This window comes from Pseudoalteromonas umbrosa, from assembly GCF_030125375.1.
Classification (GTDB): domain Bacteria; phylum Pseudomonadota; class Gammaproteobacteria; order Enterobacterales; family Alteromonadaceae; genus Pseudoalteromonas; species Pseudoalteromonas umbrosa.
On the sequence record NZ_JASJUU010000022.1, the window covers coordinates 1 to 13,360 of the forward strand.

Below are 13,360 nucleotides of genomic sequence, written 5' to 3' on the forward strand. Positions count from 1 at the left end.
CGTATACTTTTGCAAGTACGTTAGTGATTGCTGCTGTTAGAGTTGTTTTACCGTGGTCAACGTGGCCGATTGTACCTACGTTTACGTGCGGTTTCGAACGTTCAAACTTTTCTTTTGCCATTTTAAAATTTCCTATAAAGAAATTAAAGTCCAGTCCTAAGACCGGACCGAACTAAAATTACTTAACAGCGCGAGCTGCAATTATTGCGTCGGCAACGTTTTTCGCCGCTTCTGCGTACTTGGAGAATTCCATTGAGTACGAAGCACGACCTTGCGTTGCAGAACGTAAATCAGTTGCATAACCGAACATTTCAGACAGTGGTACTTGTGCATTGACAAGCTTAAGACCACCAAAAGCGTCTTCCATGCCTTCGATCATGCCGCGACGACGATTTAAGTCGCCTACTACGTCACCCATGTTTTCTTCAGGGGTAGTGACTTCAACTTTCATAACAGGTTCTAAAAGCACTGGTTGCGCTTCTAAAGCACCATTTCTGAAGCCCATTGAACCGGCGATCTTAAAGGCCATTTCATTTGAGTCAACGTCGTGGAAAGAGCCGTCAAATAACGTCGCTTTCACACCTAACAGAGGATAGCCCGCAAGCACACCTTGTTTCATTTGCTCTTGAATACCTTTATCAACCGCTGGAATGTATTCCTTAGGAACCGTACCGCCTACGATTTCATTAACGAATTCGTAAGTTGGTGCGTCTTCATCAGAAAAGTCCATTGGTTCCAATTTCAGCCATACGTGACCATATTGACCACGACCACCAGATTGACGTACGAACTTACCTTCAGCTTCTACAGAACCACGAATGGTTTCTCTGTATGCCACTTGTGGCTTACCAACGTTACATACAACGTTGAATTCACGTTTCATACGGTCAACAATGATATCTAGGTGAAGTTCACCCATACCAGAGATGATCGTTTGACCTGACTCTTCGTCAGTTTCAACACGGAAAGACGGATCTTCTGCAGCTAGTTTACCTAGCGCAATGCCCATTTTTTCCTGATCAGCGACTGTTTTCGGCTCTACCGCTACTGAGATCACTGGCTCTGGGAATTCCATACGCTCTAATGTGATCACTGAATCTTGAGAACAAAGCGTGTCACCAGTGGTAACGTCTTTAAGTCCAATCGCAGCAGCAATATCACCGGCGCGAACTTCTTTAATTTCTTCGCGCGAATTTGAGTGCATCTGAACAATACGACCAAAACGCTCTTTCTTACCCTTAACAGGGTTATAGACAGAGTCACCTTGACCAACTGTACCAGAATAAACTCGGAAGAAAGTCAATGTACCAACAAACGGGTCTGTCGCAATCTTGAACGCCAACGCCGCAAACGGCGCGTCGTCACTTGCTGGACGAGTAGCTTCAGAGTCGTCCTCAAGGATACCCTGAATCTCTTTAACCTCTGTTGGTGAAGGCATGAATTCAATCACAGCATCAAGCACAGCTTGAACACCTTTGTTTTTGAATGCACTACCACATGACATTGGCACAATTTCATTGCTCAATGTTAGTTGGCGAATCGCAGATTTAATCTCTTCTTCGCTCAACTCACCTTCTTCTAAATATTTGTCCATTAGTTCTTCAGTCGCTTCAGCTGCACTTTCAACTAAGTGAGAGTGCCACTCTTCAGCTAAATCCTGAAGTTCTGCCGGGATCTCTTCATAAGTGAAAGTCATGCCCTGGTCACTTTCGTTCCAGTTAATGGCTTTCATTTTGATGAGATCTATAACACCTTTAAATTCGTCTTCAGCACCAATTGGTAACTGAATAGGCACAGGTGTCGCACCAAGACGGTCTTTCACCTGATCCACAACTGCCAAGAAATCTGCACCAGTACGGTCCATCTTGTTAACGAAGATCATACGAGGAACTTCGTATTTATTGGCTTGACGCCAAACAGTTTCTGTTTGTGGTTGTACGCCTGATGAAGCACAAAGAACAACAACTGCACCATCAAGTACACGCAAAGAGCGTTCTACTTCGATAGTAAAGTCTACGTGTCCTGGAGTATCAATGATATTGATGCGATGCTCAGGGAACTGAGCATCCATACCTTTCCAGAAACACGTTGTCGCAGCAGAAGTGATGGTAATACCACGCTCCTGCTCCTGCTCCATCCAGTCCATAGTTGCAGCACCATCATGTACCTCACCAATTTTGTGAGATAAGCCCGTGTAATAAAGTACACGTTCTGTCGTGGTGGTTTTACCTGCATCTACGTGAGCACAGATACCGATGTTACGGTAGCGCTCAATTGGAGTAGTACGTGCCATAATATCCTCTTAAAGGTCTTGGGCAGATTACCAACGGTAGTGAGCGAATGCTTTGTTCGCTTCAGCCATACGGTGAACGTCTTCACGTTTCTTAACCGCAGTGCCTTTGTTTTCCGCAGCGTCAAGGATCTCTTGTGCAAGACGAAGACCCATTGATTTCTCGCCACGCTTACGTGCAGAGTCTACTAACCAACGCATACCTAATGCGTTGCGACGAACTGGACGTACTTCAACTGGTACTTGGTATGTAGAACCACCAACACGACGAGACTTAACCTCAACCGCAGGGCGTACATTTTCAAGTGCAGCTTCAAAGATTTCTAGGTGCGACTTGCCTGATTTTTCAGCAGCCACGTCTAGCGCACCGTATACGATTTTTTCAGCAGTAGATTTCTTGCCGTCTAACATTACTACGTTAACGAATTTAGCAAGAAGTTCTGATCCGAACTTCGGATCTGGAAGAATTTTACGTTGACCTATTACGCGTCTTCTAGGCATTTTATCTCTCCGATATCTTCAGGTTCGTTTTTTTCAACGAATACCCAAAACAAATTATTCAATATTAAAACTTAAGTGCTTGGCCTTACTAACGGAGAACCATTAGCCCTTAGGACGTTTTGCACCGTACTTAGAACGACCTTGTTTACGATCGTTAACACCCGCACAGTCAAGCGCACCACGTACAGTGTGGAAACGCACACCTGGTAAGTCTTTAACACGACCACCACGGATAAGGATTACACTGTGCTCTTGAAGGTTGTGGCCTTCACCGCCAATGTAAGAAGTTACTTCGAAACCGTTCGTAAGACGAACACGCGCTACTTTACGTAATGCAGAGTTTGGTTTCTTTGGTGTAGTTGTATATACACGAGTACATACACCACGCTTTTGAGGACAAGCTTTAAGAGCAGCAGAGTTGCTCTTTGTAACCTTGCTGCGACGTGGCTTACGTACTAGCTGGTTAATAGTTGCCATTAAATAGCTCCTGATTAGTTAAAATTACTACTGAAAAAATAAAATCGACCCAAATTTTCCTTCCATTTTAATGGAACGAATAAATGGGTGGCCGAATTTTAATGAGCAAAGATTAACCTGTCAATAAAAATCCATTTTACAGCACTACTTTTCGTCGATTTTGTGGATTTTTACGTCCACTCACTGACAATGTGTCTGATCTCAAAAAACCGATAGCATGAAATAGCACAACCACGATTTAACCGTGTCAGATAATTATCTCGTTAGCTATCCCTCAATCAGAAACAGTGCAAAACGCTAGATATTGACAGTTTTATAAGACATCAAGATGACACCTATATTCTTTGCTTTAAGCTTATTTGTGCGCAAGATCAAAAAGGCCGCCCTATTGGGCGGCCTTTTAAATATCGACTATGTCGTCTTTAGAGCTTACTTATTGCCACCTAGTAGGTCAGCATTAAGTGCGTCTGTTAGCGCTTGTGACGCTTCTTCTGCACTTACTGTTTGCTCTTCAGCTGGTAGTTCGCTTTCTTTACGACGGTTGATACGCTCTTGGTGATACGCAAAACCTGTACCTGCTGGGATCAAACGACCAACGATTACGTTTTCTTTCAGACCACGTAGCTCGTCGCTCTTGCCGTTTACAGCTGCTTCAGTTAGAACACGTGTTGTTTCCTGGAACGATGCTGCTGAAATGAATGACTCAGTCGCTAGTGACGCTTTAGTAATACCCATAAGCTGAATTTCAAACTTCGCTGGGATCTTACCTTGCTTCTCAAGTTCGCGGTTAGCAATATTAACGCGTGCAACTTCAGCTTGCTCGCCTGCTAGGAACTCAGTGTCACCGCCATCGATGATGATACACTTACGCAGCATCTGACGAACGATCGTCTCAATGTGCTTATCGTTAATCTTTACACCCTGTAGACGGTATACTTCCTGAACTTCGTTCGTGATGTAGTTTGATACATCAGTCACGCCACGTAGACGTAGGATGTCATGTGGAGACTCAGGACCATCGGCAATAACTTCACCTTTAGCAACCTGTTCACCTTCGAACACGTTAAGCTGACGCCATTTCGGGATCATCTCTTCGTAAGCATCACCTTGTTCAGGTGTAATGACTAGACGCTTCTTACCTTTCGTCTCTTTACCGAAGCTCACAGTACCTGTGATCTCTGCAAGGATTGCAGGATCTTTTGGCTTACGTGCTTCGAATAAGTCAGCAACTCGAGGTAGACCACCGGTGATATCACGAGTCTTCGAACCTTCTTGCGGGATACGTGCTAATACGTCACCCGGCTGAACAGTTGCGCCGTCTGTGATTTCAATCGTGGTGAATGAAGGTAGACGAATCTCTTGTAGGCCACGCTCTTCGTTTTCAATGATTAACTTAGGCTCTTTTGCATTCACCTTAGCTAAGTCTTTAACAACAACACGCGTTAGACCAGTAAGCTCATCAGTCTGTGCTTCTGTGTTTGAGTCATCGATATCGCTGAACGATACTTTTGACTGGTGCTCGATAACGATTGGGTGACTATGCGGGTCCCACGTAGCAACAATATCATTACCTTTAACTTCAGCGCCATCTTGTACAGAAAGAACCGCACCATAAGGTACTTTATAACGCTCTTTCTCACGACCTTGCTCATCGATAACTGTGATTTCAGTCGAACGTGAAGTTACAACGATCTTGCCATCAGTATTCAATACATATTTTGCATTGTGTAACTTCATGCTACCGTTGTTTTTAACTTGTACGCTGTTTTCAGCAGATGCTCTTGATGCCGCACCACCGATGTGGAACGTACGCATCGTAAGCTGTGTACCTGGCTCACCGATTGACTGAGCAGCGATTACACCGACTGCTTCACCTGGGTTGATGATATGGCCACGTGCAAGGTCACGACCGTAACAGAATGCACAAACACCAAAGTCATTTTCACAAGTGATTACAGAACGTACTTTAACTTCATCTACTGAGTGCTCTTCTAAAAGGTCACACAGTTTTTCGTCAAGCATTACGTTACGCTCAACAAGTACAATGTCAGTACCTGGCTTACATACGTCTTCTGCAACAACACGACCTAGAACACGCTCGCGAAGTGGTTCTACAACGTCACCACCTTCGATTAGCGGCTTCATTACTAGACCTTCTAACGTGCCACAATCTGATTCGTTGATAACCAAATCTTGTGCTACGTCTACTAGACGACGAGTTAGGTAACCCGAGTTCGCTGTCTTAAGTGCGGTATCGGCAAGACCTTTACGTGCACCGTGCGTCGAGATGAAGTACTGAAGTACGTTTAGACCTTCACGGAAGTTAGCTGTGATTGGCGTTTCGATGATTGAACCATCTGGACGTGCCATTAGACCACGCATACCCGCTAGCTGACGTATCTGAGCTGCACTACCACGTGCGCCCGAGTCGGCCATCATGAATACTGAGTTGAAAGAGTCTTGTTGCTCTTCTTCACCCTGTGCATTCACTACAGTGTCTTTCGATAAGTTCGCCATCATTTCACGTGAAAGGTTTTCGTTAACACGTGACCAGATATCGATAACTTTGTTGTATTTCTCACCTGCAGTTACAAGACCTGACTGGAACTGTTGGTTGATTTCAGCAACTTCAGCTTCAGCGCGCTCGATGATTTCAGTCTTAGTAGGTGGAATAACCATATCGTTAATACCGATAGATACACCTGACTTCATCGCATAGTGGAAACCTGTGTACATCACTTGGTCGGCAAACACAACTGTGTCTTTCAGACCTAGGCGACGGTAACACTCATTAAGAAGACCAGAGATCTGCTTCTTACCAAGCGCTCTGTTGATAAGTTCAAACGGTAGACCTTTTGGCATGATCAATGAAAGGATCGCACGGCCTACTGTTGTATCAACAACGTGAGTTTTTTCCGAACGCTCGCCAGTCTCTTCGTCAACGATTGTCTCTGTTAGACGAACTTTAACGCGTGCGTGAAGCTCTGCGCTACCTGTACGGTATGCTTTTTCAGCTTCTTTCGGGTCTTTAAACGCAATACCTTCGCCTTTCGCATTGATGCGATCACGTGTCATGTAGTAAAGACCTAGTACAACGTCCTGTGAAGGAACGATGATAGGCTCACCACTTGCAGGTGAAAGGATGTTGTTTGTAGACATCATTAGTGCACGTGCTTCAAGCTGTGCTTCTAATGTCAACGGTACGTGTACCGCCATTTGGTCACCATCGAAGTCAGCGTTATACGCCGCACACACCAATGGGTGTAGGTGGATTGCTTTACCTTCGATTAGTACCGGTTCAAATGCTTGGATACCAAGTCTGTGAAGTGTAGGAGCACGGTTCAATAGAACTGGGTGTTCACGGATCACTTCATCAAGTACGTCCCAAACCTCTGGTACTTCACGCTCTACCATCTTCTTCGCAGCTTTGATGGTAGTCGCCATACCACGGCGCTCTAGCTTACCGTAGATGAATGGCTTAAATAGCTCTAGTGCCATCTTCTTCGGAAGACCACACTGGTGAAGTTTAAGCGTTGGACCAACTGTGATTACAGAACGACCTGAGTAGTCAACACGCTTACCAAGAAGGTTTTGACGGAAACGACCTTGCTTACCTTTGATCATGTCTGCAAGCGATTTAAGTGGACGCTTGTTAGAACCCGTGATCGCACGACCACGACGACCGTTATCTAGTAATGCATCTACCGCTTCTTGTAACATACGCTTTTCGTTACGTACGATAATGTCTGGTGCAGCTAAGTCTAATAGACGCTTCAGACGGTTGTTACGGTTGATAACACGACGGTATAAGTCGTTCAGATCTGAAGTCGCAAAACGACCGCCATCTAGTGGTACTAGTGGACGTAGATCTGGTGGAAGTACTGGTAGCACGCTCATGATCATCCACTCAGGGTTGTTACCTGATTGGTGGAATGATTCCATAAGCTTAAGACGCTTAGTAATTTTCTTACGCTTAGTCTCAGAGTTAATTGTAGGTAACTCTTCACGCATTTCTGCGATTAGCTGACCAAGGTCTAGTTCGCGAAGTAGATCAAGTACAGCTTCTGCACCCATCTTAGCTTCGAACTCATCACCGTGCTCTTCAAGTGCATCTAGGTACTCTTCTTCACCTAATAGCTGACCACGCTCAAGCGTTGTCATACCAGGCTCTGTTACTACGAAAGATTCGAAGTAAAGTACACGTTCGATGTCACGAAGTGTCATATCAAGCATTAAGCCGATACGAGACGGTAGTGATTTAAGGAACCAAATGTGCGCAACTGGGCTTGCAAGCTCAATGTGACCCATACGGTCACGACGCACTTTAGTTAGTGTAACTTCAACGCCACACTTCTCACAGATAACACCACGGTGTTTTAATCGCTTGTATTTACCACACAAACATTCGTAATCTTTTACTGGGCCGAAGATACGGGCACAGAATAAGCCGTCACGCTCAGGCTTGAAAGTACGGTAGTTGATTGTCTCAGGTTTCTTTACTTCACCGTATGACCATGAGCGAACCATGTCTGGCGAAGAAAGACCAATGCGAATTGCATCGAATTCTTCGGTCTTATTTTGTTGCTTCAGAAACTTAAGTAAGTCTTTCACCTTAGCTCTCCTGTCGGAGTTAATCTTGAGGGCAAGCATTGCTCACCCCTTCATTCTTTACAGTTACAGTCCGGATTGACAGCTCAGTAGAGCTGCCGGTCGGATTAACTTTCTTCCAACTCGATGTTGATACCTAGCGAGCGGATTTCTTTCAACAATACGTTGAATGACTCAGGCATACCCGGTTCCATCTTGTGGTTACCGTCTACGATGTTCTTATACATCTTAGTACGACCGTTTACGTCATCCGACTTAACTGTCAACATTTCCTGTAGTGTATAGGCAGCACCGTATGCTTCTAATGCCCATACCTCCATCTCACCGAAACGCTGTCCACCGAACTGTGCTTTACCACCCAGCGGCTGCTGAGTAACTAGGCTGTAAGAACCCGTTGAACGCGCGTGCATCTTGTCGTCTACTAAGTGGTTTAGTTTCAGCATGTACATGTAACCAACGGTTACTTGACGCTCAAACGCATCACCAGTACGACCATCATAAAGCGTAACCTGACCACTTGATGGGTAACCACCCAGCTCTAGTAGCTCTTTGATTTCGCTTTCTTTAGCACCATCGAATGCTGGCGTCGCGATTGGTAGACCACCTTTAAGGTTGTTAGCTAGACGACGAACTTCGTCATCAGAGAAGCTAGCAATGTCTACTTCTTGACGGCAGTCACCAAGCTCATACGCTTTCTTGATGAAATCACGTAGCTCATGAAGCTCCGCTTGCTCTTTCATCATGTCTTCGATGCGCTCACCGATACCACGTGCTGCCAGACCCATATGCGTTTCAAGGATCTGACCGATGTTCATACGAGATGGTACACCTAGTGGGTTAAGAACGATGTCTACCGTACGACCTCTTTCATCGTAAGGCATATCTTCTACTGGTACGATTGTCGAGATAACACCTTTGTTACCGTGACGACCAGCCATCTTATCACCTGGTTGGATACGACGTTTAACAGCTAGGTAAACTTTAACAATCTTAAGTACGCCCGGCGCTAGGTCATCACCTTGTGTGATCTTGCGACGCTTGTTCTCAAACTTCTTGTCGTATTCAGCTTTAAGCTCATCGTACTGTGCAGCAAGTTGCTCAAGTTCTGCTTGTTGTGCTTCATCAGCAAGGCTCTGAGTAAGTAGCTTTTCAGCACCTAGAAGTGCAATTGCATCTTCATTTTGACCAGATTCAACAAGTAGCTTACGCGCACGGTTTAAAATACCGCCTTCAAGGATCTTGAACTCTTCGTTGAAGTCTTTCTTCGCTTCACGAAGCTGCATTTCTTCAACTTCTAGTGCACGCTTATCTTTTTCAACACCATCACGTGTGAATACTTGAACGTCGATAACAGTACCAGATACAGAGTTAGGTACACGCAAAGAACTATCTTTAACGTCAGACGCTTTTTCACCGAAGATTGCACGTAAAAGCTTTTCTTCAGGTGTAAGCTGCGTTTCGCCTTTCGGTGTTACTTTACCTACTAGGATATCGCCGCCTTTCACTTCAGCACCGATGTAAACAACACCAGATTCATCTAGTTTGCCAAGTGCAGACTCACCTACGTTAGGAATATCCGCTGTGATCTCTTCTGGACCAAGCTTCGTATCACGAGCGATACACTGTAGCTCTTGGATGTGGATCGTAGTTAGACGATCTTCTTGTACAACTCGCTCTGAAAGTAGGATTGAATCCTCGAAGTTGTAACCATTCCAAGGCATGAACGCAACACGTAAGTTCTGACCAAGTGCCAAGTCACCTAAGTCCGTTGAAGGACCATCAGCAAGTACGTCACCACGTACTACTGGCTCACCAACCATACAAGTTGGTTTTTGGTTGATACATGTATTTTGGTTCGAGCGCGTGTACTTAGTTAAGTTGTAAATGTCGATACCCGCTTCACCTGGAACGCGCTCATCTTCATTAACGTTAACAACGATACGGCTCGCATCAGCGTACTTAACTACACCGCCACGCTTAGCAACGATTGTTACACCTGAATCTTTTGCAAGTGTACGCTCGATACCTGTACCTACTAACGGCTTATCAGCGCGTAGTGTTGGTACTGCTTGACGTTGCATGTTCGATCCCATCAATGCACGGTTTGCATCATCGTGTTCAAGGAATGGGATAAGTGCCGCTGCCACAGAGATAACCTGCTGTGGAGATACATCCATATACTGGATGCTGTCGCTAGGCATAAAGGTTGATTCACCTTTGTGACGACATGGAATTAGCTCTTCTGCGAACTGATTTTCTTCAGTCAAGTTTGTATTCGCCTGTGCGATTACGAACTGACCTTCTTCAATTGCAGATAGGTAATCAACTTCGTCAGTAACGATACCGTCAACAACTTTACGGTATGGAGTCTCTAGGAAACCATAGTCGTTTGTACGAGCATACGTTGACAATGAGTTGATTAGACCGATGTTTGGACCTTCAGGCGTTTCGATTGGACAAACACGACCGTAGTGCGTTACGTGTACGTCTCGAACTTCGAAGCCTGCACGCTCACGTGTCAAACCACCCGGACCTAATGCAGAAATACGACGCTTGTGCGTTACTTCTGAAAGCGGGTTGTTTTGGTCCATGAACTGTGACAACTGAGAAGAACCAAAGAATTCTTTAACAGCTGCAGAAATCGGCTTAGCGTTGATCAAATCTTGTGGCATCACGTTATCTAGATCACCTAGACTTAGACGCTCACGTACAGCACGCTCAACACGTACTAGACCAACACGGAATTGGTTTTCAGCCATTTCACCAACAGAACGAATACGACGGTTACCTAAGTGGTCAATATCATCCACTTCACCTTTACCGTTACGAATGTCGATAAGGACTTTCATAACAGAAACGATGTCTTCTTTGCTCAGTGTGCCTGGGCCTGTATCTGAATCATAACCAACACGGCTATTGAACTTCATACGACCTACCGTTGATAGATCATAACGCTCATCAGAGAAGAATAGGTTATCGAATAGTGCTTCAGCAGCATCTTTCGTTGGTGGCTCGCCAGGGCGCATCATGCGGTAAATTTCTACCAATGCTTCTAGGCGGTTTGAAGAAGAATCAATACGAACAGTCTCTGACATGTACGCACCGCTGTCTACTTCATTGATGTAAAGCGTATCGATCTTAGTGTGACCCGCTTTCACAAGCTCAGCCATTAGCTCTAGCGATAATTCAGCATTCGCTTCAGCAATGATCTCACCTGTTGACTCATCGATGTAGTTTTTAGCAACTACGCGACCAATGATGTACTCATGTGGTACTTCAAGTTGCGTGATGCCTTTTTTCTCGATGTTTTTGATGTGACGAGCTGTGATACGACGGCTCTGTTCAACCAATACCTCACCGTCTGCATCTTTAATATCAAATGCAGCAGTTTCACCACGTAGGCGAGATGGTACTAGTTCCATCATCACTTTACCGTTTACTACTTCGAAGCTAGTTGTTTCGAAGAACAGATCAAGAATTTGCTCTGTTGTGTACTCTAGTGCACGTAAAATGATTGAAGCCGGTAGCTTACGACGACGGTCAATACGAACGAAAAGGTTATCTTTAACATCAAATTCAAAGTCTAACCATGAACCACGGTAAGGGATAACACGTGCGTTATAAAGCACTTTACCCGATGAGTGTGATTTACCGCGGTCGTTATCAAAGAATACACCAGGTGAACGGTGTAGCTGAGAAACGATAACACGCTCGGTACCGTTAATAACGAAAGTACCTGTGTCTGTCATGAGCGGGATCTCGCCCATGTAAACTTCTTGCTCTTTAATGTCTTTGACTGTGCCTGGAGCTTCTTTGTCCATTAACACAAGACGTAATTTAACGCGAAGTGGAGCAGAATAAGTCACGCCGCGAATTTGACATTCTTTTACATCGAATACTGGTTCTCCGATACGGTAACTCACGTATTGAAGTTCAGAATTGCCCGAGTAGCTTTTGATAGGGAATACAGAACGGAATGCAGCTTCCAATCCAGTATCGCCATCCGCGTCCGGCGTAATGAATTTTTTAAACGATTCCAACTGCGTTTGCAAAAGGAAAGGTATATCCAAAACTTGTGGACGTTTACCAAAATCCTTACGGATACGTTTCTTTTCAGAATAAGAGTAAGCCATGGGGTTCCTCAGCTTGCTGATCTTTGACCCAACCTGTTCATGCAGAACAGCATTCATTGGCATCTAAGCCATGATAACAACATCTAAATTGTCTACCTAAACCCAACAGTTTCCCAAAAGGTTTAAATTATTGAAAAACTTGAAGAATTTAGGTTTTTATTGCGCAATAGTAATACTTTCGCTCTAGAGCGCAAAAGGGCCGGTGATTAAAAAATCACCAGCCCTTGCCTGATTTCTCAGGCAGCGAACCTAGCGTATGCTAGATTACTTGATCTCAACTTCAGCACCAGCTTCTTCAAGATCTTTCTTAAGTGCTTCAGCTTCTTCTTTAGAAACAGCTTCTTTGATTGGCGCAGGAGCAGACTCAACAAGAGCTTTTGCTTCTTTAAGGCCAAGACCAGTTGCACCACGTACAGCTTTGATAGCAGCAACTTTGTTACCGCCAGCGCCAGCTAGGATTACGTCGAACTCAGTCTTCTCTTCAGCAGCTTCAGCTGGACCAGCAGCAACAACAGCAGCAGCTGCAGTTACGCCGAATTTTTCTTCCATTGCTTCAACTAGTTCAACAACTTCCATTACTGACATTTCAGCAATCGCGTCAAGGATTTGGTCTTTAGTTACAGACATTTTAAGTTTCCTAATTAATCACGAACCCATGAGGTTCAAAAAAATTTATTGATGAAAGTGTAAAAGGTGCGATTAAGCAGCTTCTTCAGCTTTCTGAACACGTACAGCTTCAATTGTCTTACACAATTTACCAGCTGACGCTTCTTTCATAGCGCTCATTAAGCGTGCAACAGCTTCGTCGTAAGTAGGTAGCTTAGCAAGCATATCTACGTCAACAACATTGCCTTCAAATGCAGCCGCTTTCAGTTCGAACAACTCGTTTTTCTTTGCGAAATCAGCAAAGATACGAGCAGCAGCACCTGGGTGCTCTGAAGAGAAAGCGATTAGGCTTGGGCCTACTAGCGATTCGTTAAGGCACTCATAATCAGTACCTTCAACAGCGCGTTTTGCAAGCGTGTTACGGACAACTTTCATCCATACGCCTGCTTCACGAGCTTCTTTACGAAGCGCAGTGATAGCATCTACTGTTACACCACGAGAATCTGCAACTACTGCAGATAGAGCACCTTTGGCAGCTTCGTTGACTTCAGCAACAATTGCTTTTTTGTCTTGAAGATTTAAAGCCATGGGTGTTACTCCTGGTTAATATGGGAACAAGTCCCCAGTTCTACTTTACTCACAGTCAAATGACTCTGAGCTGCTTTTTACGGCGAGAACCAGAAGATTAGGAAAATCTAGCTGGGATTCACACCGTCTACGTAGGAAGATTAAGTAACTAGGTTAC

The 13,360-nt window shown here is 44.7% G+C and carries 8 protein-coding genes; all 8 read right to left on the reverse strand.

Translation table 11 applies throughout. The features are described from left to right. The coding region (locus QNM16_RS24910; RefSeq protein WP_284023005.1) for a GTP-binding protein at window positions 1-121 on the reverse strand (121 nt) is incomplete at its 3' end. A gap of 57 nt (window positions 122-178) precedes the next feature. Further along, the gene (gene fusA, locus QNM16_RS24915) at window positions 179-2,293 is read right to left on the reverse strand and encodes an elongation factor G (RefSeq protein WP_039611449.1); all 2,115 of its coding nucleotides are present in this window, start codon (window positions 2,291-2,293) and stop codon (window positions 179-181) included. A 27-nt stretch (window positions 2,294-2,320) separates the two neighbouring features. Continuing rightward, a complete protein-coding gene (gene rpsG / locus QNM16_RS24920; protein ID WP_063361551.1) occupies window positions 2,321-2,791 on the reverse strand; it encodes a 30S ribosomal protein S7 in 471 nt (156 codons plus the stop codon). Window positions 2,792-2,893: 102 nt separating this feature from the next. Then, window positions 2,894-3,268: a 30S ribosomal protein S12 gene (gene rpsL / locus QNM16_RS24925; protein ID WP_010387308.1), complete on the reverse strand. Its 375-nt coding sequence runs from the start codon at window positions 3,266-3,268 to the stop codon at window positions 2,894-2,896. A gap of 429 nt (window positions 3,269-3,697) precedes the next feature. Continuing rightward, window positions 3,698-7,879 (reverse strand): DNA-directed RNA polymerase subunit beta', encoded by a 4,182-nt coding sequence (rpoC, locus tag QNM16_RS24930; protein WP_284022923.1) that lies wholly within the window; start codon window positions 7,877-7,879, stop codon window positions 3,698-3,700. 104 nt (window positions 7,880-7,983) lie between these two features. Then, window positions 7,984-12,009: a DNA-directed RNA polymerase subunit beta gene (rpoB, locus tag QNM16_RS24935; RefSeq protein ID WP_284022924.1), complete on the reverse strand. Its 4,026-nt coding sequence runs from the start codon at window positions 12,007-12,009 to the stop codon at window positions 7,984-7,986. A gap of 264 nt (window positions 12,010-12,273) precedes the next feature. Then, window positions 12,274-12,636: a 50S ribosomal protein L7/L12 gene (rplL, locus tag QNM16_RS24940; RefSeq protein WP_023400585.1), complete on the reverse strand. Its 363-nt coding sequence runs from the start codon at window positions 12,634-12,636 to the stop codon at window positions 12,274-12,276. A gap of 72 nt (window positions 12,637-12,708) precedes the next feature. Further along, a complete protein-coding gene (rplJ, locus tag QNM16_RS24945) occupies window positions 12,709-13,203 on the reverse strand; it encodes a 50S ribosomal protein L10 (RefSeq protein ID WP_284022925.1) in 495 nt (164 codons plus the stop codon). Window positions 13,204-13,360: the final 157 nt, after the last annotated feature.